Consider the following 23,644-nt stretch of genomic DNA (forward strand, 5'->3'; position numbering starts at 1 on the left):
AACCGACGCCTGCCACACTCGGGCTTACAGTTGGGTAACGGCTATTTTGCTGCCGGCCTGACTGGCATCGTGGAACTGCGCGTTCGAGCCATCGCGCCACCGTTCAAGCAATTGCGCCTGACGCTGTTGGGCGTGAACGAGGTAGCGCTCCTTGACCGGGCCATAACCGCGCACGCTGTCTGGCAGCTGTGCCAGGTCCTGGGCCAGGGTCAGGTTGTCGGCGGTCAAATCCATCAAGACTTCGTCGAGGACACGTTCATAATTGGCCAGCCAGTCACGTTCCACCTTGCGTTCGTGAGTGTGGCCAAACGGATCGGCCCAGGTGTTGCGCAGGAACCGGAACCTAGCCAGCAGCTTGAAGCCTTGCAGCATCCACGGGCCGAAGCTGCGCTTTTTCGGCTCACGGCCGCTGCCGTTATCATTCAGCAGCGGTGGCGCCAGGTGGAAACGCAGGCGGTAGTCGCCCTCGAAGCCAGCCTGGATTTTTTCCAGGAACTGGCCATCGGTAAACAGGCGTGCCACTTCGTATTCATCCTTGATGGCCAGCACTTTGAAGTAATAACGGGCGACGCTTGCCGACAGTTTGCCCGGTTGCCCGAGCAGCGCCGTTTCCGCTTTCATGAATTGCTCGACTCGTTGCCGGTAACGTTGGGCATAAGCCTTATTCTGGTACGCCGTGAGAAATGCCATGCGTCGTGCCAGTGTTTCTTCCAGGCTTTGCGACAGCAAGCGATCTGTGTTCTGCACTTTACCTGCTTCCAGTTTGCGCAAGACCCGTGGCAAGTCTTCGGCACTGCGCCGGCCCCAGGCAAAGGCGGCGAGGTTGAAGGGCACCGCAGTGCCATTCAGTTCGATAGCCTGCAGCAGCGCGGCTTCGCCCACCGGTAACCAGCCTTTCTGGTAGGCGTAGCCGAGCATGAAGGTGTTGGTGGCAATCGAATCGCCCGTCAATGCCGTGGCGATTTTGCTCGCGTCGACAAAGTCCGCCTGGGCATGGCCAACCGCTTCGGCGATTTGTGCCGACATGTTGTGGGTGTGGAATTTCGGGTCCGGGTGCTTCAGCAAATCTCCGCTTTCCGCCTGTTGGGCGAAGGTCCGCACGAATGCGCTGGTGATGGTTTCTTCACTGTTGATCAGCGCATGGGTAACGCCTTGACGCAGCTTGGACAAGGTTTCGGTATTGGCACTGACCACCAGATCGCAGCCTAACAGCAAGGCTGCTTCACCTTCGGCAATACGGGGTGCGAACAATTGATCCTGGTGCGCGGCAATGCGGATGTGCGACCACACCGCGCCGCCTTTTTGCGCCATGCCGGCCATGTCCAGATTGAGCGTGCCTTTGCCTTCGATAAACGCTGCCATTCCTAGCAAGGCGCCGATGGTCACCACGCCGGTGCCACCCACGCCGGTCACCAGAATGCTGTAGGGCTCATCCAGCGTAACGGTTGATGGCGTGGGCAATGCCCATAATTCATCCGCTTTGGCTGCCAGCGCTTTGGGTTTGCGCAACGAGCCCCCTTCGACCGTGACGAAACTCGGGCAAAAGCCGTTAAGGCAGGTGAAATCTTTGTTGCACGAGGACTGGTCGATTTCCCGTTTGCGGCCGAACTCGGTTTCCACCGCCACCACCGACATGCAGTTGGATTTGCTGCTGCAATCGCCACAGCCTTCACACACCGCTTCGTTGATCACAACCCGGCGTGCCGGGTCCGGGAACTTGCCGCGCTTGCGACGCCGACGTTTTTCCGCAGCGCAGGTCTGGTCATAGATGATTGCGGATACGCCTTGGAACTGGCGCAGCTGTTCCTGCACTTCGTCCATCTGGTCGCGACGCAGCACCGGCACGCCGTCTGCCAGTTCATGGATGTGCTGATATTTCTCGACATCTTCGCTGACCACCACCACACGCTGCACGCCTTCGGCAACGAGTTGCCGGCTGATTTGCGCCACGCTGAGGCTGCCGTCCACCGGTTGGCCGCCGGTCATGGCCACGGCGTCGTTGTAGAGAATCTTGTAGGTGATCTGCACCTTGGCCGCGATGGCAGCCCGAATCGCGAGAATGCCGGAGTGGAAATAGGTTCCGTCACCGAGGTTGGCGAACACATGTTGAGTAGTGGTGAACGGTGCCTGGCCGATCCACGTCACGCCTTCGCCGCCCATCTGACTGAAAGTCTGGGTTTGCGGGTAGATCCAGGCGGCCATGTAATGGCAGCCAATGCCCGCCAGTGCGCGACTGCCCTGCGGGACTTTGGTCGATGTATTATGCGGGCAACCGGAACAGTAGTGGGGCACGCGTTCCATCAGGTTACTGAATTGGTCTTTGCTAGCCAGTTGCGCATCCAGCACGGCCAGGCGCACTTGCAGCGGGCCACTTTGGTGCAGACGCAGAATACGCTTGGCCAGCGCACGGGCGATCATCGCCGGGGTCAGGTCGTTGATGGCTGGTAGCAACCAACCCGTGTGCGGCAGGCTCCACTCACCCTTGTCGTCAAACTTGCCGACGATGCGCGGGCGTACGTCCTCGCGCCAGTTGTAGAGTTCTTCTTTCAACTGGTATTCGATCATGTGGCGTTTTTCTTCCACCACCACGATTTCTTCCAGGCCCTCGGCAAACTGCCGGACGCCTTCAGCCTCCAGCGGCCAAACCATGCCGACCTTGTAGACCCGCAGGCCAATCTGCTGGGCGAGTGATTCGTCGATGCCGAGGATTTTCAGTGCCTGGCAAACGTCGAGGTACGATTTGCCTGACGTGATGATGCCGATGCGCGCTTTCGCTGAGTCCATCACGACACGGTCGAGGCGGTTGGCCCGGGCATAGGCGAGGGCAGCATATAGCTTGTGTTCCAGCAGGCGCTGTTCCTGTGCCAGGGGCGGGTCTGGCCAACGGATATTCAAGCCACCTTCGGGCAGCGGGATATCGGGAATGATCGGTTGTACGCGATGAATGTCGATGTCGACGACGGCCGCGCTCTCTACGGTGTCGGCCACCGCTTTGAGGGCGACCCAGCAGCCGGAATAGCGCGACATGGCCCAGCCATGCATGCCGTAGTCGAGGTATTCCTGCACCCCCGATGGCGCCAGCACCGGCATCATCACCGCTTTGAAAATGTGCTCGGTCTGGTGCGGTAGTGAGGAGGAGCGCGCGCCATGGTCATCTCCGGCAATGGCCAGCACACCGCCAAATTGCGAGGTGCCGGCGGCGTTGGCGTGGCGGAACACATCGCCGCAGCGGTCGACGCCCGGCCCCTTGCCGTACCACATGCCAAACACGCCATCGTAGGTGGCGCCTTCGAAGAGATTGACCTGTTGCGTACCCCAGATTGAGGTAGCAGCGAGGTCTTCGTTCATGCCTGGATGGAACACCGTGTGGTGTTCCTTGAGGTAGTCGCGCGCCTTCCACAATGCCTGGTCAAAACCACCCAGCGGCGAGCCACGGTATCCGGAAATAAACCCGGCGGTGTTCAGACCATTGGCCAGATCGCGTTGGCGCTGCATCAGTGGCAGACGCACCAGCGCCTGAATGCCGGTGAGCAAGATTTTTCCAGTGTGCTGGACGTATTTGTCATCCAGAGATGGGGGCACACTCATGTTCATCCTCCAGGCTTTATTGTCATGGCGGCGCCAGGAGAGCGGCGTTGCCTAGTTATTGGCTGGAGTCTAGGGAGCGGTTTTGCCATCGTAAAATCACAAAAACAATGGGGCGGTATCGGTTATTCAAATACCGGTATGCACACTGTTCTTCACGCTGTTGTAGATAAAGCCGGTTACCGGTCTGGTGTCATTTTCACCTTGTTTCTGGCTTGATATCCCCACAGAAAATATCCACGTTGCCATCGGCCGGTGTGGTCCTTACCACTAAGTAATATCCACCAGAAAGCAGCTCTGACAGCGCCACTGGCGCACTTCGTGAATAGGTCCAGCCGCGCGTTGCAGAAATGCGATTGGTATTGATCCGGTCATTCATTGCATAGGCGACAGACCCGGGCCGCTCGCAGCTGCCTTTGTTGATAAACGTGTAGAGATTCAAGGGCCGAAGAGTGCCGCTTGGAACTCCACTGACGACAAAGGAAAACGCTGTCTCATTGCCCTGAACGGCCAGCGTTGTATTGGCGATCTGACCGCCGTTGCGTGGTGTAGCGTTCAAGGGAACAGTCACTGTCTGGCTTGATGAATTCGTACAGCCGACGATTATCGCAGCGGCTAGGAGTGCCGCTGTCTGGGTTCCCGATTTCATGGTCACCTCCTGTACTCAAAAAAGCACAATCCAGGGCCTTTGAGTATAGGTCGGGAGTATTTGACCAATACCAAAATGCATTTCAGCAATACTCCCAATCGTTGTCTCAAACCTCCCCGTCCCGTCTACTTCAGTCCATACCGAAAGCCCACGGATCAGCGCTCATTGGCGCGGTCCAGACGGCCCAACGCTTCGGCTGCCAACAACAATAAAAAAGTAATGGGAGTGTTGATGATCGACGCAAAGCTAAAGCCGTTAAGCCTGGCTGTCTGGTTCAGCGTGACCGGGTGTGCCTTGACTGTTGGCGCTGTGCAGGCCGCCGAGTTTGATACCGGCAATCCGGACTGGACCGCGCGCTGGGACAACACCGTGCGTTACAACCTGGGCATACGGGCCGAGGGGCGCGACTCCGCGTTGGCCAATAACGCCAGCTACGACGAGTCCGACGCCAAGTTTGATCGGGGCGATGTGGTGACCAATCGGGTCGATGTGATGAGCGAAATGGAGGTCGCGTACAAGCAGTACAACGGTTTTCGCATCAGCGGCGCGGGCTGGTACGACCAGGCTTACGAAAACACCGACGTCGAAACCAGCCCCGGCAATGTCTACTACCCCGGTGCGTTTCCCGGTACGAGCACGCCGAGCTACAACAACGGTAAATACTCCAGCTTCACCAAGCGCTATCACCGTGGCCCTAGCGGCGAGTTACTGGACGCCTTTGCGTTTACCCGCTTCGATCTCGGCGAGATTCCGGTCAGCGTGCGTGCCGGCCGGCATACCGTGTACTGGGGCAACGGCCTGCTGATTGCCGGGCATGCGGTGTCCTACTCGCAAGCACCGTTGGATGGGCGCAAAGCGGTAAGCAACCCAGGAACCGAGACCCGTGAAATCTTCCTGCCGTTGACGCAGATTTCAACCCAGGCTCAGGTCACCGACAAGTTGTCGCTGGCAGCGCAATACTTCTTCGAATGGGACACCACGCGCGCACCTGAAGGCGGTACCTATCTGGCTTCCGCCGACGTCGCCCTGGAAGGGCCGGACCGTTTGCCGTTGTTCAGCGGTGTTTCGCGGCCGTTGATTGACCCGGTCAAACCCAAGGACAGGGGCAACTGGGGCGTGATGGGCACCTATAGCTTCGACTTCCTGCATTCGGAGGTCAGCGCGTTCTATCGCGAATTCGATGACTACAACCCGTGGGGCCTGCAAGTGGCACCGACTTTCGCCCGTTACGTGTACGCCGAGAACGTCAAGCTCTATGGCCTGGGTTACTCCGCAGGTCCGGTGCTGGGTGGCGGCTCCCTTGGCGTAGACCTGTCGTATCGCCAGAACACCTCGTTGGTCTCCAGCAACATCAGCACTGCCGACAACCAGGGCGCTCGCGGTGACACCTGGCACATGGTGGTCAACGGCCTGTGGTTGCTGCCGCGCACTGATTACTTCGACACCGGCAGCCTGATCACCGAAATGGCGTTCAGTCATGTGCAACGGGTGACCAAGCACGAGGAACTGTTCAAAGGCGAGGGCTATGGCGGCTGCCCGGAGGGGCAGGACAAGCACTACGGCTGCGCCACCAAAAATTATGTCGGCCTGGCCGTGAGCTTTGCACCGCAATGGCTGGGGGTGTTCCCCGGCTGGAACATTTCCACCCCGATGAGCGTGGATTACGGCGTCAGCGGCAATGCCGCAACGGGCGGGGGCAACGAAGGCAAATACACCTGGAAAGCCGGGGTCAAGGGCACCTACGACGAGCGTACTGACGTGACCCTGTCGTACATCGGGTACGGCAGCGAACGCAAATATGGCGATATTGCCGGTGTCGGCAAAACAGTCGTCGGGGGAACCGGCGACGTTGGCCTGACCGACCGCAATTGGGTCTCGCTGACGGTCAGTACCGCGTTCTGAACCGCCCTGAACTGCACTGCAGTGATCACCGGACTCGGCGATCACCCATCTGAATGGAGAACGTAATGACGGTCAATTCTTATGCGATAGGCCTGGTGGCCATTGCTCTGACGGGGGCGACAGTCGCTGATGACACCTCTACCGCAGCCGATCTGGGCGGCAGACTCACGCCGTTCGGGGCGATTGTCGCGGGCAATGCCGCTGGCACCATTCCGGCCTACGACGGTGGTTTAAAAGTCCCGGCCGGGCTGGTCCCAGGCGACGGCAACTGGCCCAACCCGTTTGCCGATGAAAAGCCACGCTTGCGCATTACCGCAGCCAACGCCGATCAGTACGCCGACCAACTGGCAGCCGGACAACTGCAATTGCTCAAGCAGAACCCCGACACCTATTACCTTGAGGTGTACCCCACCCACCGGACAGCAACCTTTCCGGCGAATTTTCTTGCTGCCACCCAGCGCAATGCTGGCCGCAAGGACTGCAAGACCGAGAACGACGGTCTGTCGATCAGCGAAGGCTGCCGGGGCGGTCTGCCGTTCCCACTGCCGCGAGATGGCCGGGAACTGATGTGGAACTACATCCTGAACTACCAGGGTGTGAATGGCTGGGACTGGAACCACAGTGCCTATGTCGTCAATGAGGGTCATGCGACGTTGACCAATACCAACCGGTCCACCGGCGAAAAACCCTTCTACCAGATGGACGTTCCCGGGCGTGATCCGAAAATCGCCCAACGTATATGGTCGCGCATCGTTGCGCCGGCCCGTACGGCCGGGCAGGCATCCGGGTATTGGGATTACCTCGACCCGGTCGCTGACTCTCGATATGCCTGGAGCTACAGCACCGGCCAGCGCCGCGTGCGCAAGGCTCCGGAATTCAACTACGACACCCCCAACTCGGCGTTCGGCGGGGTCGCGTTCTACGACGAAATCTTCCTGTTCTCCGGAAAGATGGACCGTTTCGACTGGAAGCTGGTGGGCAAGAAGGAAATGTTCATTCCCTACAGCAACTACACGCTGAAGTGGGGTTGCGACATGGACAAGAAACTCATGCCCAAACACATCAACCCCGCCTGTGAACGCTGGGAGCTGCACCGTGTCTGGGTGGTGGAAGCGACCCGCAAGGACGGCGTCCGCCACGCGCAGAAAAAACGTCGCTACTACATCGACGAGGACACCTTTGGTGCTGCGGTCTACGACGCCTGGGACGACAGCGGCGCACTGTTCCGTACCGGCTCGCAATACAACATCGAGGCCTATGGCATTCCCAATAACCCGCAACAGGATTCCTACTCGTTGTACGACTTCACCCGTGACCAGTACGGCATGTTCGGCAACGGCCCGACGCGCTACCGCCAGGAACCGGTCGCCGAGCGTGAAGCCAATCCGCAGACCATCGCCGGTGGCCAGACCCGCTGACCTCATGCTCCTTTTCGGCGCTCGTCACGGGCGCCGATTTTTTTATCCGTCCCGAGACCCTTTTATGAGCGAGATTGTGCAACGTTTAGACGGCAAGGTCTGCGTGATCACCGGCGCCGGCAGTGGCATCGGCCGCGCCTCGGCACTGCGTTTTGCCCGGGAGGGCGCCACGGTAGTGGTCACCGACCTTTTCGCCGAATCGGCGCAGGCCGTGGCAGCTGAAATAGGCGCCAAGGCAATGGCCATGCAAGTGGATGTTGGTGAGGAAGACGCCTTGCGGCAGATGGTCGAGCAGACCGTCGAGACCTTCGGTCGTATCGACGTATTGTTCAATAACGCCGTGTACAGAAACCCGGCCACAACCCGCGATATCGACTTCATCAACTTCAACACCGAGCTGTTCCACAACTGCATGCGGGTCAACGTGTTGGGCGGCGTGCTGGCGTGCAAATACGCCTTGCCGCACATGCTCGCCCAGGGCAGCGGTTCGATTCTGTTCACCTCGTCCACCAGCTCGATTGCCGGCGAAATTTCTCAGTTCAGCTACGGCGCCTCCAAGGCCGCGCTCAACTGGTACGTGCAAAGCATTGCCGCCACCTTTGGCAAACGCGGCATTCGTTGCAACGGCATCCTGCCGGGAGTGATTCGCACGCCAGCCATGGAAAGTTGGGCCAACGAGGCGATGAAGTCGGCCTTTCTCGACCTGCAAAACGTACCGCAACTGGGCGAGCCGGAAGACATCGCCGCCATGGCCGCTTTCCTCGCCAGCGACGACGCCGCCTACGTCAACGGCACGCTGATGCGCGTGGACGGCGGCATGAGTTGCGGCACGCCGATGGTGCCGGTGGTGCGCAATTTCCTGTTGCCCCAGGCCTCGGTCTGATCCCGATCCATTCACTGCACTGGAGCCCGTTTTATGGCACTCGAACAGGAACGCTTCATCCTCGACATGCTGGCCGCCTGGGGCGATGGCCGCGACGGCAGCCGCCCCGATATCGAACGCATTATGGCCACCTTCGCCGACGACGCCATCTGGCAACTGTGGGTGCCCGGTGGTCCTGTGATCCGGGGGCGCGACGCGTTACGCCGGGAGATAGAGCGACAGATGAGTTATGTCACGCATAACCGTTGCACCACGCGCCACATCGTCTCTTCGGAGCGCGTGGTGATGACCGAACGCGACGATTACTGCGTCAACAACGGCGTCCCCATGCCGCACTCGATGGTGGCGGTGTATGAGCTGGACGAACACGGACTGATCTGTGCCTGGCGCGAGTACCTGGACACCGCCGACCTAGCGAAGAAAAAGGGCGTGCCGCTGGAGCAGGTAGGCGGGCCGAACGCTGGTAGCACCAGCACCCATTGAGAGCGGCGCTGGACATCAGCGCCTGAGGAAGACCCCGTATGCCAACAACAATAAATGCGACTGTTGATCCAGTCGAAGAAAAGCTGCGCACCTTTGTCGAAGGGCTGCTGGGCGGGAACATCACGGCCATGCAACGCCTGCTGCGCTGGCGCCCGGCGTGGAACCTTGAACTGCAACGCGATGGCGAAACCCTTCAACTGCATATCCGTGGCGAGCGCGGCGGTGATGTCAGTCCATTCCCGGAGCTGCGCCGGGAGGCGGATATTCTCACCTTGCTTGGTCAGCAAGGCGTGCCGGTGCCGCGTATCTACGGCTTCTGCGAAGACCCGCAAGCGATCGTCATGGAGTTGGTGCCGGGTAGTCGTGACGTCAGCACGGCGAACAGCAATGCCGAACGCCATGCCGTCGCACGCCAATGGGTCGACGCCATGGCGCGCATGCACCAACTGCCGTTGCAACCCTTCATTGCGCAGGGCATTCATCTGCCGATCAGTGCCGAGGACATTACCCTCGCAGGTTTGGAAGCCTATTACCCGCTGTATGCGCGCAATAAAACCAGGCCTCAGCCTCTGGCCGAATTCGCCCTCGGCTGGTTGCGCCGCAATGTGCCACAGCACCGTACCCAGCCTGCTTTCGTTCAGTACGACTCGGGGCAGTACCTGTTCGAGAACGGACAGGTGCAGGGTCTCTACGATTTTGAATTCGCCATGATTGGTGATCCGTTGGCTGACCTGGCTTCGGCGCGGATGCGCGACAATTACGAGCCGCTCGGAGACAGTTTCGCGGACCTGTATCGCTACTATCAGCAAGTGACCGGCGAGCCGGCGGACCCTGATGTCGTACGTTACCACACCGCACTGTTCGCCACCGTCAGCACGATGCAATTCTCGGCATCGGTGGCCACGCCACAACCAGGCGACCCGCACGACATCTACACCGAGTTTGATATCGCGTTGCGCCGGGTAGTGGTGCATGCGCTGGCCGAAGCCATGGGTGTGCCGCTGCAAACGCCAACACTGGAGATTGTCAGCAGCGGCCCGAATGCGCAGTTGCTGACCATGCTCGGCGATGCCCTGGCGCAGGTGGAAGTCGGCAGTGACTTCCAGAAAACCAACCTGCGCGCAGTGAGCAAATTGGTTGAGTACCTGGGCCGTGGCGATGCCATGGAATTGCGTTTGCGCGAGCTGGAACAACAGGAGGCGCAAGTCCTGCTCGACCGCACTTTCAGTGACTACAGCGAGATTGATGCAGCGCTGGAAGCCTTGGTCAAAAGCGCCGGGCCCGAATACGACGAACCCTTGCTGCGCCTGTTCATGGCGCAAATCGAACGACGTGTTCTGGTCTACGGCAGCACCGCCATTGGCGCCTCCGCCAGCCACATCGACCTGCCACCCGTCGCCTGACAGGGTGAAACCTTTCTCGCCCGGTGGCTGGTCGCCGGGCCTTCGTTTTCGGAGTGCTTATGTCTGTTTCTGATGATGCCTTTCTGCATCGCTATGGTCCGTGGGCGGTGATTGCCGGTGGCTCCCATGGAGTGGGCGCGGCGTTTGCCCGTACCCTCGCCGAGCGTGGCCTCAACTGCGTGCTGGTGGCGCGCCGTGGCGGCACCCTGGCGCAATTGAAAGGCGAATTGGAGCAACGTTACGCCATCGAAGTGCTGGTGGTGATCCAGGACCTTTCTCAACCCGATGCCTGTGAGCGTTTGCTCGCAGCTGTCGGTGATCGGCAAGTTGGTCTTTTTATCTACAACGCGGGTGGCGATCCTTACATCACACGCTTTCTCGATACCTCGGCCGAGGACTGGGGCGCCTTGCTGCGCCTCAATTGCTTGACCGTGATGCAATGCAGCCACGCCTTTGGCGCTGCGATGCTGGAGCGCGGGCAGGGCGGCTTGCTGTTGGTCGGTTCCCAGGCAGCCTTGGGGGGAATTCGCAAACTGGCGATGTACACCGCAACCAAGGGCTTTGCCCTGAACCTCGGCGAATCGTTATGGGCGGAGTGGAAAGACCTTGGCGTCGATGTGCTCAACCTGCTCATCGGCACCGTCGACACACCCACCATGCGCGATGCCATGGTCAAACTGAACATTGCCGACGCCCTGACCATGACCTTGCCCAAGGCTGAAGACCTGGCGCTTCTGGCGCTTGAGCAACTGAGTAATGGCCCAACGCTGATTCACCCCGAAGACACCCTTGCCCAAGTCGCGAATGCACCTGGCCCGGCACGCCGTGCTCATGTGCTGAGCAAGAGCGCGGAAGCGGCTGTGTTTATCGGCAACGACTGAGGTCACACACCATGAAAGGCTTTGATAACGCAGAATTCAAGCTCGGTTGGCGAGTATTGATTCTGGCGCTGGTCGGCGTCGCCACCAGTTCCAGCTCGTTGCTGCTGTACAGCTTCAGCTCCATGGTGATTCCGCTGGAACAGGCCATGGGATGGGGCAGGGCGGAGTTGCAGGCGGCAATCACCGCATTGTCGCTGGGCACCATCGTCGCGTCGCAATTGGCCGGCTGGCTCAACTTGCGCTACGGCTTGCGCCGGGTCACGTTGCTGTCGCTGCTGGCGTTGTCCCTGAGTGTCTTCACCCTGACCTGTATCAATGGCTCGATCTGGACCCTCTACCTTGGCTTTTTCCTGGTGCCGCTAGCCGGGCTGGGTACGTTGCAGGTGACCTGGTCGCACCTGGTGAACTTGTGGTTCGAGGACAACCGTGGTCTGGCGCTGGCGATCATCCTCAGTGGCTCCGGACTGGCGGCCATCATGCTGCCGTTGATCACCGCCTGGACGATCAGCCGGTGGAATTGGCAGGCGGGATTCCTCGCGCTGGGCGTGTTGCCGGTACTGCTGGCGTTGCCGTTGGCCTTACGCTGGTTGTTGCCGACTGCCGATGTCAGCGCCCACTCGGCGCAACGCCCCGCCGCCAGTGAACAAACCGGTGGGCTGCTACTGCGCGAGGCGCTGCGCTCATGGCGGTTCTGGGTGTGCAACCTGTCGATGACGTTGGTGGTGTCGTGTGTGGTGGGCATGGTCACCAACATCGTGCCGTTGCTGCAGGACCGTGGACTGAGCGCCCTTCAGGCCAGCCAGATTTTCGCCAGCTTCGGCGTGTCGCTGATTCTTGGCAGGCTGCTGGTGGGTTACCTGATTGACCGGTTGTGGGCGCCCGGTGTTGCCTCTGTGGCGCTGCTGATGCCGGCATTTGCCTGCGGCATTTTTGCCTATGGGGATTCCAGTATTGCGATGTACACCCTCGCCACGTTGTTGGTAGGCGTGGGTGCCGGCGCCGAGTTCGATATCGCTGCCTTCCTCATTGCCCGTTACTTCGGCATGCGCGACTACGGCCGTTTGTTCGGCGCGCACCTGGGCTTGATTACCGCAGGTGCGGCGATCTCGCCGTTACTGTTCGCCGGGCTGTTCAAGCTCACCGGTGGCTACTCGGCCATGCTGCTGTTCAGTTTTATCTGCTTTGTGGTCGGCCCCTTGCTACTCCTGACGTTGGGTGGGTATCCGCGATATCAGTCCGAGCCGTTGGCGGCCAATTGAGTAGGCTGCCGAAGTAAATATGGACAAATAATAGATTAATGTTCAATTATTACTTCAAGTGCAGCCTGACAATAAAACAAACAAGGAGAATGCCATGCGTGCAGCAATCATTTCCGAGCGCAATGCGCCGCCGGTAGTGGGCGAGTTTCGTGATCCGCAGCCGCAAGACGGCTCGGTGCTGATCGATGTCGATACCGCTGGCCTTGGGGGCTGGGATGTACTCGGCGCCTACCGTCTGGGTGTTGAATATCCCTGTGTCATTCGCGGCGAAGGCGTTGGCCGTGCGCCGGATGGCCGCCGGGTGTATTTCGGCGAGCGCTCGGTGTTGCCGTTTGGTGCGTGGGCAGAGCGTACCCTGGTGCCGCAAGCCGAAGTATGGAATGTGCCAGACGACGTGGACGATAAAACCGCGATCAGCATGGGCATCGCCGCGACCGGCGCCATCGTGCCCCTGGAAAAAGCCGCGATTCAGAAGGGTGAGAAGGTGCTGATCCTGGGCGCCACCGGCACTCTGGGTCAGATCGCCCTGCAACTGGCGCGCGGTCTGGGTGCGGGCAAGGTGGTCGGTGCTGCGCGGTCCGGTGAAGCGCTGGGCCGGTTGAAATCGCGAGGTCTTGCCGATGAAGTGGTGACCTTGGGTGGCAGCGATGATGTCGCTGCGCTCAAAGACGCGGCCGATGGTGGATTTGATGTGGTGCTCGATCTCGTGTGCGGTCAACCGATGTTGACGTCCCTGAAAGCGACCAATTGGGGTGCCCGGATCATGACCATTGGCACGGGGGCCGGTCGTCAGCTCAATCTGGATATTGCCGATCTGTTGTTTCGCAACTTGTCGTGCATCGGCACTGGCCAGCGTCCGCCCGCAGACCGTGAACAGATCTGGCTGCGTCTGCTGAAGATCGCCAAAGAGCAGCAGATTCAGGTGGATTACCTGGATTTCACACTCGATCAGGCGGCGCAAGCCTGGGCCGCGCAGGTCAATGGGCCGCACGCCAAAATTACCGCCACGATTCGTCGTTAAGGCCTGTATCGCTGATCGACCTGTGGCGAGGGAGCAAGCTCCCTCGCCACAGGTTCAGTGTCAGCGCTGGCGCTGGTGGCGAAATTCCTCGGGTGTGACACCGAGCTCTTTACGGAATGCGGCACTGAAAGCGGCGGCGTTGTTGAAGCCAGCCTGATAGGCCACCTGTTTGATCAGCAATCGTGGGTCAGCCAATAACGCCACGGCTTTTTGCAAGCGAGTTTGCGCCGCGTACTGGCGCAAGGTCATGCCGGTGGTGTTTTTGCAGCGACTGGACAGGGTCCGCAACGGCAGCTCGCAGGCCCGCGCCAGATGACCCAGAGAGCGGCCTTCGTCACTGGCGCTGTCGAGCAGTTCACGCAGGATGTTGAGTTGCCGGGGGCTGAGTTTTTCAGCGTTGAGTGAATCACTGCTCGCTTCGTCGGGCGCGTCGATAAATTCGCGGCGCAGGTCCAGGGCAATGCTGGTGAGCAGGCACTCGGTGTGCAGTTCGCTGGCGAAGCCGGGGTTGGCCACTTCTTCGGCCAGCCGTTGCAACGAGGCGTGCAAGTAGCCGCTTTGCAGATTGAGCATGGCTGCGCTGACGTTGTCCTGCCAGTTCCAGCGATAGCTGCCCAGGACGCCGAGTGAGGAGGGGTCGAATAGACACACAAGGGCCTTTTGCTCTCCGGCATCGTGACGCAGGTGGAACTCGGTGCCGTGGGGAATGAACAATAGCTTGCCCAGGGGTTGGAATTGGGGCGCACCGTGGCTGGAAAAACCGCCGCAGTTAGGCTTGATCTGCGAGCTGGCAGGTAGCATCAAGCGCAACAGGCAACTGTCGCCGGTTTCTATCAAGGCAGTGCCAGTGTTGGACCATTGCGCGTGTTCAACCCGGATGTCGAAGCCTTGCCTGGCCAATGAAGCTTCTGTCAGGAAATTACCTGACGCTTCACAGTCGTACTCGCTGTAGTGGATCGCGTTCATTTTTCAACCTTCAGCCATTTTTATTATTGGCGCTGAAATTCGAAGGATAACGATACGTCAGGGCAGCTACCCGGTCTCGAGTGTAACCAGCCCGTAGACCGAGCTGTTTCATATATTCAGGCGGCAGGTATCAGAAAATCAGATGACGAAAGGCAAAGATATTTCCATGCGTCAACTTCGCTATTTCGTTGCCGCCGCCGACGCCGGCCAGTTTTCCCAGGCGGCGCTGAAGGCGCATGTATCGCAGTCGGCGATTACTGCGGCGGTGTTGCATCTGGAACAGTCCATGGGCGTCAGCTTGTTCGACCGCTTGCCCCATGGCGTGGCGCTGACCGCTGAAGGCAACAAGTTTTCCCAGCATGCGCGGCACATTCTCGACACGCTGCTGGACGCTCTCAGTGAACCGCTGTTTCTCGGCCACGCCATGCAAGGAACCGTGCGTGTGGGTGCCTCCTACACGGTGCTCGGCTACTTTCTGCCAGCGCTGCTGGCACGCTTCAAACGTAGCTACCCTCAGGTAGAGATCGACCTGATCGACATGGACCGCCAGAGCATTGAAGCAGCCCTGAGCAATGGCGACCTCGACTTGGGCCTGGCGATTGTCTCCAACACGCCTAACTTGCACGGTTTTGCTCACCATGTGCTGATTCGTTCGCGCCGCCAACTCTGGCTGGCAAGTCAGCACCCATTGATGTCTGCCACATCGATCAATCTCGAAGACGTCGCCGAGCATGCCTACATCCTGGCCACGGTCGATGAGGGGGAGACCTCCACCATGCGCTATTGGGAATCCCGCGGACTGGCACCCAAGGTGGCTTTTCGCACCTCTTCCATGGAGGCGTTGCGCGGGCTGGTGGGGCATGGTTTCGGTGTGACCATTCTCTCGGACATGCTCTACCGGGCCTGGTCCCTGGAAGGCAAAAAGATTGAAATCCGCCCGTTGGTGGACGTGATTCCACCTATGGAACTGGGGCTGATCTGGCTGCCAGATAACTGTTTGTCGGCGCCGGCCCAGGCATTCCGGCAGTTTCTGATCATGGCCTGCGCCTCTTGATCCCGCTACTGGCGCACGCTGTTGTCAGGCGGCCAGGTGCCGTTGTTCATCAAGCTGTCGAAGGTTTCGGTCATTTCCCGCGCCGGGTTCGGATAGTCGTGGCGCACCCACCACAACCACAGCCCCACCAAGGCACCGACGAAACAGCGCACGGCGGCCTCGCCACGCAGTTGATCGATTTGGTACAGACCCTGTTTCCGGTAGTGTTCCCGGACCTGGATGATCAAGATGTTTTCCAGGTGCGCGAGAATCACGTTCTGTCCCGGGCCGCTGAAGAACGCCGTCGTCAGTGCCGCATGACGTTCGGTGGCGCTGAACAGCCAGGCCGAAACATCCAGCAGGACACGGCGGTCGCCATCGACTTCGGTGACCTTGGTCTAGGGAACGCCAATGGCTTCGTACCCGGCGACGATCAGGTCCTCCTTGTCGCGAAAGTGCGCGTAGAAGGTGGAGCGCGCGACCCCTGTACTGTCCAGTATTTGCTGGACCGTAATTCCCTCGTAGCCCTTCTCCAGCGCCAGGCGATACATGTGGTCCAGCAACAATTCCCGGGTGCGTTGGGAACGCAAGGCGTGGCGTTGACTGGCGTGATTTTTATCGGCTGTTTGCACGGAAGCAAGGTGAGACATTCTGAACCTCGGCAGCGCTTTTTATTGGTTTCATGACGGCGGGTACAAGAGCTTCTCGGCGGTGATCAGCACACAATGACAGAGGATGTTTTGCACCAGTAGGGTTGGTTTTAGAACATTTTAAGTGAAAGTGTTAATTAATTCCGTTTGTGCCGTACAGATTTGCGCTTCTGTTCGTTGTGGCTTTGTTCCTGCGGCCTTACCGTTTCTCCAGTCCGATAGAGACCTGGAGAACAATAATGAATAACGCTCCTGAAACGCCTGCACCTGTTCCTGCGCACATTCCCAAGCACCTTGTCCGCGATTTCGATCTATGGGCAGAGCTCACCGCCCAGGGTGAAAATGCTTACACCTGGGCCGCCGAACTGCACCAGACGACCCCACCGATTTTCTGGATTCCACGTCTGGGCTTTTTACCCGGCACTTGGGTACCTCGGCGTGCCGAGGACCTGCGGCGCATTTTGCAAGACCCTCAGACCTTCAGCAGTGTCGGCTTGACACCCTACGCGATGTTGCTCGGGGAAAGCTGGCGCCTGGCGCCACTGGAAATCGTTCCACCTGAACACGCCAAATATCGCGCATTGCTCAACCCGCTGTTCACACCGAAAAAGGTTGACGCGCTGGAGCAGAACATTCGCCAGTTGGCCAACCAGCTGATTGACGAGGTGCAAGCCGACGGTCGTTGCGATTTCAACGAAGCGTTCGCCAAACCGTTTCCCACGTTGATCTTCTTGACCCTGATGGGCTGGCCGCTGGAAGACCGGCCATTGTTCCAGCACTGGACGCAGACGCTGATCAAAAGCGTCGACCTGCAAACGGTGACCGACAACGCGGGGGCGATCACCGCCTGGATCCGCAACCACATCGCCGAGCGTCGTGCCGATCCCGGTGATGACTTCTACCAGCTATCTGCTGAACAGTCAGATCGACGGTCGGCCGCTGACGGACGATGAAATGCTCGGCATCAACTCCGACTGCGTAGGTCATGCCCGCTGCAACAACGTCGCGCCCGCGCTCTATCCACTCGATGACAACGGCTACATCGCCAGCAGCGGCTTCAGTGTGCCGATTGGGCAAGAGGGGCTGGCAAAACGCGGTGCCCGTGCCTGCCCGGAACGGGTCATCGAGGTTCGCGATACATCCGACGAACACCGGTGAGTACCGCCCTGGAGATGGAAGGCTTACAGCAACCAGCGAAAGAAGAACCACAATGAGCAAAACCTACGACTACATCATTATCGGTGCGGGGTCATCCGGCTGCATCCTGGCCAATCGCTTGTCTGCCGACTCGACCGTTTCGGTGCTGCTGATCGAGAGCGGACCGGATCACACCAGCCCGTTGATTGCCATGCCCCGTGGCATTGGCAAACTGCTCTGCCCTGGCAATCCGCATGTGTGGAGCTACAAGGCCGCACGCGGCGAGGGTATGACCGACGAGCAATGGCTCAAGGGCAAAACAATCGGCGGCTCCAGTTCGGTCAACGGAATGGTCTATGTGCGCGGAGCGCCAGCCGACTATGACCATTGGGAAGCGCAAGGCTGCGCGGGCTGGGGCTGGAAAGACATGGGCCGGCAGTTTGTCGTCCTCGAAGACCACCAGTTGGGCAAGAGCCAATGGCGCGGAGTCGGTGGCCCGCTCAAAGTCACCGTGCACCCGTCGGGCCACGCCCTGTGCGATGCCGTCATCAACGCGGCCGGTGAGCTGGGTGTGGCGCGTACTGAAGACACTAATCATATCGACTCGGTCACCCAGGGTGGCTTTGGCTATCAGCCGCAAACCACTTGGAAAGGCCAGCGATTCAGCGCAGCTAAAGCCTTTCTCGACCCGGTGCGTACACGCCCGAACTTGACTGTTATGACCAGCACGGATGTGCAACGCATCGAGTTCAGCAATCACCGTGCCTGTGCCGTGCTGGTCAACAACAATGCCGGCAAGGGACGCTTCGACGTGCGGCGCGAGGTGTTGTTGTGCGCCGGTGCCATTGAATCGCCGAAGCTCTTGCAACTGTCTGGCATCGGCCCGGCCGCATTGTTGAACTCGCTGGGTATCAGTGTGCTGCACGACGCCCCCGAGGTCGGGCGCAACCTGCGTGAGCACGTGTACATGGCCATGTAGTACCGGGTCACCCGTGGCAGCTTCAATCACTGCTTCCATGGGATTGGGTTACTCGGTGCAGTGGCCCAATACTTTTTGCGCAAGAAGGGACCGATGACCCATGCCGCCCACGAGGCCGGTGGTTTCTTCAAGACGCGCCCGGAGCTGGATCTTCCGGACGCGCAAATCGGCGTCAGCCTCTATTCCATGGACGGCGACGGCAACAAAGTCGAAATCGACAAGCAGCCCGGCCTGACCATCGGTGGCTATTTCCTGCGTCCGCAGAGCCAGGGTGAGGTGCGCATTCAATCGGCGGACGCCACGGTTCCACCCCGGATCAACGCCAATTACTTGAGCGCCGAGATCGATCGTACCTCCGCGATTGCCTTGTTTCGCTGGTTCCGCCGTCTGGCTGCACAGCCGGTGCTCAAGCCATTCATTGTCGGCGAGCTGACACCGGGGCCGAAGGTAGAAAGCGACGCGCAAATTCTTGCCGCGTTCCGCCGCTTCGGCCAGACCGCCTATCACGTTTCGGGGACCTGTCGCATGGGTGCCGACAGCGCGTCGGTGCTCGACCCCGAACTGCGAGTGCGTGGCGTCGAGGGGCTGCGTGTGGTCGACACCTCGGTGATGCCGTGCCTGGTTTCTGGCAACACCAATGCCTCAGCCATGGCCATGGCCATGGCCATGGCCATTGCCATTGCCATGCGCGCTGCAGAAATTATCACCGGCAAAGTCTCAGGAGATCCAACACCATGAGAGTTCCCTTTACCCAGCTGGACAAGCTGTACATCGATGGTGCGTGGGTGGGTGTCAACGGTCCGCGCGAAGCGGTGCTCAACCCGGCCACCGAAGCGGTCATCGGTCATGCACCGAGCGGTGATCTGCACAGCGCCGACGCGGCCATTGCCGCTGCTCGCAACGCCTTTGATAACGGCCCTTGGCCGTGGTTGAGCATGGCCGAACGAGTCGGGTACATGCGGCGGATGCACGCCGCTTTGGTGGCCAAAAGGGAGCAGCTTGCCGCGCTGATCATTGCTGAAGTCGGTTGCTCGCAAGGCGTGACTTACGCCATGCAGGTGGACATGCCGCTGGGCCATGTGCTGACCGCGATCGAGCAGTCTCTGGACAGTGACAGCCTGCAGATTCCGGTGCAGGCCAATCCCAATCCCTTCAACCCGACCGGGCCGATGATCCTCGGCAGCGGCACGGTGGAGCGTGAGGCGATTGGGGTGGTGGCCGGTATCACCGGCTACAACTTTTCGTTTCTGCTCAATCTGGCCAAGGTGTTTCCAGCCTTGCTGGCCGGCAACACCCTGGTGCTCAAGCCTTCGCCATTTACCCCGTACTCGGCGCTGTTGTTCGGTCAGATCGCTGAAGAAATCGGCCTGCCCAAGGGCGTACTCAACATTGTCACCGGCGGTATTGAAGTGGGCAGCCTGCTGAGCAGCGACCCGCGGGTGGACATGGTCTCGTTCACCGGTTCGGAAACGGTGGGCATGAGCATCATGAGTCAAGCGGCGCCGACCCTGAAGCGCGTGCATCTGGAACTGGGTGGCAAATCGGCATTGATCGTGCGCGCCGATGCCGACATTCAGGCCACCGTCTTGGGGGCCGTCGCCGGGCTGGCGGTCAACGCGGGGCAGGGCTGTGCGTTGCTTACGCGCTTCGTGGTGCATCACTCGGTACGTGAGCAATTCGTGCAATGCGCCAAAGCCATTTCCGGGCAGTGGAAGGTCGGTGATCCGGCGGACCCCAGCGTGATGATGGGCCCGCTGATCCGCGAGTCCCAGCGCGCCAAGGTCGAGCATTTCATCGCCAGCGGCCGCGACGCCGGGGCCACGCTGGTGTGTGGTGGGGGGCGGCCTGCGTACCTGAGCCAGGGCTTTTTCAGCGACATCACCCTGTTCGATGACGTGCGCAACGACATGCTGATTGCCCAAGAGGAAATCTTCGGGCCGGTGGGGGGGGTGATCGGTTTCGACAGCGATGACGGAGCCGTGGCCATCGCCAATGATTCGCGCTTTGGCCTCAACGCTGCCGTGGCCTCGGCCGATGCCGCCACCGCCTACGCCCTGGCCAGACGCGTTCGTGCGGGCAGCGTGTACATCAATGGCGGCAGCGGCAGCCTGCCTTATGCGCCGATTGGCGGCTTCAAACGTTCAGGCCTGGGTCGCGAATTCGGGCCGAACTGGCTTAAAGAGTTCACCCAGGAAAAATCCATCATTTACCCCATCGGGCGCTAGCCATGACGCCCTGCGGCCGGGGTGCAGCCAAAACGACTGACAATAAAAACAAAAGGTGGTTTGCATGAAAAAGATGAGTAAACAGGGGCGCATGCGAGCCCAGCGGGCGATGGTACTGCTGGCGGTCGGGGAAATGGCGTTGGGTTACGGTGGCGCGGTGCTGGCGGCGCCGATCGAACTGTCCAACCCGGACTTTCACCTGCGTTGGGACAACACCCTGCGCTACAACCTGGGGATGCGCATGGAGGACCAGGACCGGCGCATCATGAACAACCCCAACTACGATGAATCCGACGGCAAGTTCGACAAGGGCGACATCGTCACCAACCGCATCGACTTGCTCACCGAACTCGATTTTGCCTACCGCAAGGACTGGGGAGCGCGGCTCAGCGCTGCCGGCTGGTATGACCAGGCGTACCACGATAACGATGTGCGCAGTCATGTTGCCGGCTTCCAGACCAGCTACGACAACGATCACTACAGCTCTGAAGTGAAGCGCTACGTCGAAGGGCCGTCGGGGGAAATTCTCGATGCCTTTGTCTGGAAGAACCTGCGCCTGGGCGATGCTTCGGTGAACGTCAAGATCGGCCGCCATACCAATTACTGGGGCGAGGGATTGCTATTCGGCGCCCATGCGATTTCCTATTCGCAAGCACCACTTGATGGGGCCAAGGCGGTGACCAGTCCCGGTATCGAAACCAAGGAAGTGTTCTTGCCCATCGGGCAGATTTCCGTCAAGGCCCAGGCCACCGACAACCTGACCCTGGCCGCGCAGTATTTCTACGAATGGGATTACACCCGTATCCCGTACGGCGGCACCTACTTCGGCGCGGCGGACCCGTTTTTCGAAGGCCCGGACCGCTTGCCGGTAGCCCCGGGTTTTTCCTTTAACCGGGAGAAATCGAAATACGGTCGCGACTCCGCCAACTGGGGTCTGATGGCCAAGTACGACGTTGAAGCAATTCAATCGACGTTGGGCGCGTATTACCGCCAGTTCGATGACTACCAACCCTGGCTGGCGCCAGAAGTCTCGGCCGCTACCGGCAGCTACCGTCTGGTGTACCCACGCAGCGTCAAACTGGTCGGCTTGAGTTTGTCGACTGTGCTCGACACGGTGTCGATCGGAAGCGAGATTTCGTATCGCAAGGGCGGTGCGTTGAATGCGGTCGGCGTCGATCCTTCTGACAACGAAGGGCCGCGTGGCGATACGTTCCACTTCGTCGCCAACGCCGTGTATGGCGTGCCGCGTAACTTTATCGCCAACAACGCCACGCTGATCGGCGAGTTCGCCTACAGCCACCTGCGCAAAGTAACCGAGCACGAAGAACTTTACCTGGGTGAGAACAGCAGCAACTGTGTCGATCCACGAGTCGGCACGCCCGGTTCAGGGGACAAACGCGACGGCTGTTCGACCCGAGATTACGCGGCCATCGCGGTCAATTACACACCGCAATACCTGTCGGTATTTCCATCTTGGGACATGACCGTGCCGCTGACCGTCAATTATGGCCTGTCGGGCAACGCCGCCAGCGCCGGCGGTGGTAACGAAGGCGCGTTGACCTGGTCTGCCGGCGTGCAGCTGACGTATGCCCAGCGTTACGAATTTGGCTTGCGTTACTCCGACACCGACGCCCAATCGAAGCACATTCCCGGGGACACCGTCGGGGGTAACGGCGCCGTAGGCGGAACCGACCGTGGCTGGCTGGCCTTTACCTTCAAAACCTCCATCTAAAAAAGCCAAGAAGCGGAGTACCTGTTTATGAAAGGACAATTTCCATGGGCGGTGGCGCTGTTGAGCATTGCCACCGCCAGCCTGGCTGCGGCACCGGCCGACCAGGTTGCACAAATCGGTAAAACCCTGACGCCATTCGGTGCGATTATCGCGGGCAATGCCGATGGCAGCATTCCTCCGTACACGGGTGGCCTGACGCAGAGTCCGCCTGGCTTCAAGCCCGACAGCGGCTTCTGGGCCGACCCCTTCAAGGATGAAAAACCGCTGCTGCGGATCAACTCGAAAAACATGGAGCAGTACGCCGACCGCTTGAGCGGCGGGCAAAAAATGCTGCTGAGTAAATTTCCCGGCTACTACCTGGATATTTACCCGACCCACCGCACCGCGGCGTACCCGCAAGCGTTGCTCGATGCCTCGCAGCGCAACGCCAGCAACTGCCGCACGACCAAGGACAACCTCGCGGTCGATCCGGCGTGCCGAGGAGGGCTGCCGTTCCCGCTGCCGCAAAACGGCAATGAAGTCATCTGGAATCAGCAACTGCGCTACAAGGGCACGGGTTACACCACCACGGCATCGTCCAACAGTTGGGTAGTAGATTCCCAGGGTTCGGTGACCAAGACCGCCGAGTCCGCGACCATGGAAGAGGCGCCGTACTACCAGACTCAACAGGCCGATCGCGATCCGCAGTTGTACTACCGCGCCTGGGCACTGGACAGTTACCCCGCTCGCAGCGCCGGGCAACTGATCATCCTCGCCGACTACCTCGACCCGCAAAGCCAGCCACGGCGTGCCTGGAGCTACACCCCAGGGATGCGCCGCATCAAGTTGGCGCCGGAGTTCGCCTACGACACGCCGGTGCCCAACCAGGGCGGTGTGAACCTGTTCGACGAATTGCAGATGTTCTCCGGTAGCCAGGACCGTTTCGACTACAAACTGGTGGGCCGCAAGGAGATGTACATTCCGTACAACGCCTACAAGTTCTACTTCAGTTGCGGCCAGGAAGAACAGTTCAAGCCGCATCATGCCAACCCGGCTTGCGAGCGCTGGGAACTGCACCGGGTGTGGGTGGTGGAAGCGACTCTGAAACCGGGCAAACGCCACGTCTACAGCAAGCGCACCTACTACCTCGACGAAGACACCTTTGGTGCCGGCCTTTATGACGCCTGGGACCAGGGCGGGGTGCTGTATCGCGCGCTGTTCCAGAGCGGCGTGCAGCTGTACGACAAAAACCTGCCGTACACGGTGAAAAACGTCAGTTATGACTTCAACAAAGGCATGTGGTCATTGCTCAACGATGGCCTCAAGGGCGGGTATCGGGTGCACGATGCGCCGCTATCGGAGCGCGACATGAAACCTGAGTCGATTGTTTCTCAGGAGACCCAACGCTGATTTCATCGAGTGGACACGCATTTGCGGCCTGAGAGGGCCACTTTTTTTT

At 59.9% G+C, this 23,644-nt stretch carries 21 protein-coding genes; 16 read left to right on the forward strand and 5 right to left on the reverse strand.

Annotation, left to right across the window (positions count from 1 at the left end; translation table 11 throughout):
* Window positions 1-24 precede the first annotated feature (24 nt).
* Window positions 25-3,588: an indolepyruvate ferredoxin oxidoreductase family protein gene (locus A7D21_RS07605; protein ID WP_047531066.1), complete on the reverse strand. Its 3,564-nt coding sequence runs from the start codon at window positions 3,586-3,588 to the stop codon at window positions 25-27.
* A gap of 196 nt (window positions 3,589-3,784) precedes the next feature.
* Complete coding sequence (locus A7D21_RS34235; RefSeq protein WP_076961360.1) at window positions 3,785-4,234, reverse strand: hypothetical protein; 450 nt, start codon at window positions 4,232-4,234, stop codon at window positions 3,785-3,787.
* Window positions 4,235-4,465: 231 nt separating this feature from the next.
* On the opposite strand from A7D21_RS34235, the gene A7D21_RS07610 reads away from it, so the two are divergent.
* The 8 genes from A7D21_RS07610 (at window position 4,466) to A7D21_RS07645 (ending at window position 13,484) form a co-directional block, all read left to right on the forward strand.
* A complete protein-coding gene (locus A7D21_RS07610; protein ID WP_032904486.1) occupies window positions 4,466-6,136 on the forward strand; it encodes a DUF1302 domain-containing protein in 1,671 nt (556 codons plus the stop codon).
* Window positions 6,137-6,201: 65 nt separating this feature from the next.
* A complete protein-coding gene (locus A7D21_RS07615) occupies window positions 6,202-7,554 on the forward strand; it encodes a DUF1329 domain-containing protein (RefSeq protein ID WP_020300833.1) in 1,353 nt (450 codons plus the stop codon).
* Between the two features lie 64 nt (window positions 7,555-7,618).
* Window positions 7,619-8,437, forward strand: coding sequence for an SDR family NAD(P)-dependent oxidoreductase (locus A7D21_RS07620; RefSeq protein WP_081089279.1), 819 nt, complete (start codon window positions 7,619-7,621; stop codon window positions 8,435-8,437).
* Between the two features lie 33 nt (window positions 8,438-8,470).
* Complete coding sequence (locus A7D21_RS07625) at window positions 8,471-8,920, forward strand: nuclear transport factor 2 family protein (protein WP_047531064.1); 450 nt, start codon at window positions 8,471-8,473, stop codon at window positions 8,918-8,920.
* A 38-nt stretch (window positions 8,921-8,958) separates the two neighbouring features.
* The gene (locus A7D21_RS07630) at window positions 8,959-10,323 is read left to right on the forward strand and encodes a phosphotransferase family protein (RefSeq protein ID WP_047531062.1); all 1,365 of its coding nucleotides are present in this window, start codon (window positions 8,959-8,961) and stop codon (window positions 10,321-10,323) included.
* A gap of 59 nt (window positions 10,324-10,382) precedes the next feature.
* On the forward strand, window positions 10,383-11,204 hold the full coding sequence (locus tag A7D21_RS07635) for an SDR family oxidoreductase (RefSeq protein ID WP_047531060.1): 822 nt from the start codon (window positions 10,383-10,385) through the stop codon (window positions 11,202-11,204).
* An 11-nt stretch (window positions 11,205-11,215) separates the two neighbouring features.
* Entirely contained in the window at window positions 11,216-12,463 is a 1,248-nt protein-coding gene (locus tag A7D21_RS07640; protein ID WP_047531059.1) for an MFS transporter, read from the forward strand.
* Window positions 12,464-12,557: 94 nt separating this feature from the next.
* On the forward strand, window positions 12,558-13,484 hold the full coding sequence (locus A7D21_RS07645) for a zinc-binding dehydrogenase (RefSeq protein ID WP_047531056.1): 927 nt from the start codon (window positions 12,558-12,560) through the stop codon (window positions 13,482-13,484).
* A gap of 60 nt (window positions 13,485-13,544) precedes the next feature.
* Here the strand turns inward: A7D21_RS07645 and A7D21_RS07650 are convergent, their stop codons facing one another.
* Window positions 13,545-14,450 (reverse strand): AraC family transcriptional regulator, encoded by a 906-nt coding sequence (locus tag A7D21_RS07650; protein WP_060765608.1) that lies wholly within the window; start codon window positions 14,448-14,450, stop codon window positions 13,545-13,547.
* 142 nt (window positions 14,451-14,592) lie between these two features.
* Between A7D21_RS07650 and A7D21_RS07655 the strand changes: the two genes are divergently transcribed.
* A complete protein-coding gene (locus A7D21_RS07655) occupies window positions 14,593-15,504 on the forward strand; it encodes a LysR family transcriptional regulator (protein ID WP_069551389.1) in 912 nt (303 codons plus the stop codon).
* 5 nt (window positions 15,505-15,509) lie between these two features.
* Here A7D21_RS07655 and A7D21_RS36150 read toward each other — a convergent pair whose 3' ends face one another.
* The gene (locus tag A7D21_RS36150; protein WP_311775936.1) at window positions 15,510-15,845 is read right to left on the reverse strand and encodes a TetR-like C-terminal domain-containing protein; all 336 of its coding nucleotides are present in this window, start codon (window positions 15,843-15,845) and stop codon (window positions 15,510-15,512) included.
* A 36-nt stretch (window positions 15,846-15,881) separates the two neighbouring features.
* Complete coding sequence (locus A7D21_RS36155; protein WP_224788047.1) at window positions 15,882-16,133, reverse strand: TetR/AcrR family transcriptional regulator; 252 nt, start codon at window positions 16,131-16,133, stop codon at window positions 15,882-15,884.
* 239 nt (window positions 16,134-16,372) lie between these two features.
* Here A7D21_RS36155 and A7D21_RS07665 point away from each other — a divergent pair, with 239 nt between their 5' ends.
* The 7 genes from A7D21_RS07665 (at window position 16,373) to A7D21_RS07690 (ending at window position 23,595) form a co-directional block, all read left to right on the forward strand.
* Window positions 16,373-17,086 carry a cytochrome P450 gene (locus A7D21_RS07665; protein WP_052193594.1) on the forward strand — a complete coding sequence of 238 codons (714 nt, stop codon included), beginning with the start codon at window positions 16,373-16,375 and terminating at the stop codon, window positions 17,084-17,086.
* Window positions 17,025-17,291, forward strand: coding sequence for a ferredoxin (locus tag A7D21_RS35745; protein WP_224788048.1), 267 nt, complete (start codon window positions 17,025-17,027; stop codon window positions 17,289-17,291). The genes A7D21_RS07665 and A7D21_RS35745 overlap by 62 nt, the downstream gene beginning before the upstream one ends.
* Window positions 17,292-17,343: 52 nt before the next feature.
* Window positions 17,344-18,249, forward strand: coding sequence for a GMC family oxidoreductase (locus tag A7D21_RS36160; protein ID WP_232243801.1), 906 nt, complete (start codon window positions 17,344-17,346; stop codon window positions 18,247-18,249).
* Between the two features lie 93 nt (window positions 18,250-18,342).
* Window positions 18,343-18,987 carry a GMC family oxidoreductase gene (locus A7D21_RS36165; RefSeq protein WP_256556020.1) on the forward strand — a complete coding sequence of 215 codons (645 nt, stop codon included), beginning with the start codon at window positions 18,343-18,345 and terminating at the stop codon, window positions 18,985-18,987.
* Entirely contained in the window at window positions 18,984-20,474 is a 1,491-nt protein-coding gene (locus A7D21_RS07680) for an aldehyde dehydrogenase family protein (RefSeq protein ID WP_047531050.1), read from the forward strand. The genes A7D21_RS36165 and A7D21_RS07680 overlap by 4 nt, the downstream gene beginning before the upstream one ends.
* Window positions 20,475-20,538: 64 nt before the next feature.
* On the forward strand, window positions 20,539-22,206 hold the full coding sequence (locus A7D21_RS07685) for a DUF1302 domain-containing protein (RefSeq protein ID WP_047531047.1): 1,668 nt from the start codon (window positions 20,539-20,541) through the stop codon (window positions 22,204-22,206).
* Between the two features lie 27 nt (window positions 22,207-22,233).
* Entirely contained in the window at window positions 22,234-23,595 is a 1,362-nt protein-coding gene (locus A7D21_RS07690; RefSeq protein WP_047531045.1) for a DUF1329 domain-containing protein, read from the forward strand.
* Window positions 23,596-23,644 lie beyond the last annotated feature (49 nt).

Source organism: Pseudomonas sp. AP19, from assembly GCF_001728855.1.
GTDB lineage: Bacteria > Pseudomonadota > Gammaproteobacteria > Pseudomonadales > Pseudomonadaceae > Aquipseudomonas > Aquipseudomonas fluorescens.

What these genes read in the sequence shown, in the direction of transcription:
- A7D21_RS07620 (WP_081089279.1), top strand. Translation starts at nt 7,619, where the DNA reads ATGAGCGAGATTGTGCAACGTTTAGACGGCAAGGTCTGCGTGATCACC.
- A7D21_RS36160 (WP_232243801.1), top strand. Translation starts at nt 17,344, where the DNA reads ATGAGCAAAACCTACGACTACATCATTATCGGTGCGGGGTCATCCGGC.
- A7D21_RS36165 (WP_256556020.1), top strand. Translation starts at nt 18,343, where the DNA reads ATGACCCATGCCGCCCACGAGGCCGGTGGTTTCTTCAAGACGCGCCCG.
- A7D21_RS07665 (WP_052193594.1), top strand. Translation starts at nt 16,373, where the DNA reads ATGAATAACGCTCCTGAAACGCCTGCACCTGTTCCTGCGCACATTCCC.
- A7D21_RS07630 (WP_047531062.1), top strand. Translation starts at nt 8,959, where the DNA reads ATGCCAACAACAATAAATGCGACTGTTGATCCAGTCGAAGAAAAGCTG.
- A7D21_RS07690 (WP_047531045.1), top strand. Translation starts at nt 22,234, where the DNA reads ATGAAAGGACAATTTCCATGGGCGGTGGCGCTGTTGAGCATTGCCACC.
- A7D21_RS07615 (WP_020300833.1), top strand. Translation starts at nt 6,202, where the DNA reads ATGACGGTCAATTCTTATGCGATAGGCCTGGTGGCCATTGCTCTGACG.
- A7D21_RS07650 (WP_060765608.1), bottom strand. Translation starts at nt 14,450, where the DNA reads ATGAACGCGATCCACTACAGCGAGTACGACTGTGAAGCGTCAGGTAAT.
- A7D21_RS07610 (WP_032904486.1), top strand. Translation starts at nt 4,466, where the DNA reads ATGATCGACGCAAAGCTAAAGCCGTTAAGCCTGGCTGTCTGGTTCAGC.
- A7D21_RS36155 (WP_224788047.1), bottom strand. Translation starts at nt 16,133, where the DNA reads ATGTCTCACCTTGCTTCCGTGCAAACAGCCGATAAAAATCACGCCAGT.
- A7D21_RS07655 (WP_069551389.1), top strand. Translation starts at nt 14,593, where the DNA reads ATGACGAAAGGCAAAGATATTTCCATGCGTCAACTTCGCTATTTCGTT.
- A7D21_RS07645 (WP_047531056.1), top strand. Translation starts at nt 12,558, where the DNA reads ATGCGTGCAGCAATCATTTCCGAGCGCAATGCGCCGCCGGTAGTGGGC.
- A7D21_RS07625 (WP_047531064.1), top strand. Translation starts at nt 8,471, where the DNA reads ATGGCACTCGAACAGGAACGCTTCATCCTCGACATGCTGGCCGCCTGG.
- A7D21_RS07685 (WP_047531047.1), top strand. Translation starts at nt 20,539, where the DNA reads ATGAAAAAGATGAGTAAACAGGGGCGCATGCGAGCCCAGCGGGCGATG.
- A7D21_RS07680 (WP_047531050.1), top strand. Translation starts at nt 18,984, where the DNA reads ATGAGAGTTCCCTTTACCCAGCTGGACAAGCTGTACATCGATGGTGCG.
- A7D21_RS07640 (WP_047531059.1), top strand. Translation starts at nt 11,216, where the DNA reads ATGAAAGGCTTTGATAACGCAGAATTCAAGCTCGGTTGGCGAGTATTG.
- A7D21_RS34235 (WP_076961360.1), bottom strand. Translation starts at nt 4,234, where the DNA reads ATGAAATCGGGAACCCAGACAGCGGCACTCCTAGCCGCTGCGATAATC.
- A7D21_RS07635 (WP_047531060.1), top strand. Translation starts at nt 10,383, where the DNA reads ATGTCTGTTTCTGATGATGCCTTTCTGCATCGCTATGGTCCGTGGGCG.
- A7D21_RS35745 (WP_224788048.1), top strand. Translation starts at nt 17,025, where the DNA reads ATGACTTCTACCAGCTATCTGCTGAACAGTCAGATCGACGGTCGGCCG.
- A7D21_RS07605 (WP_047531066.1), bottom strand. Translation starts at nt 3,588, where the DNA reads ATGAGTGTGCCCCCATCTCTGGATGACAAATACGTCCAGCACACTGGA.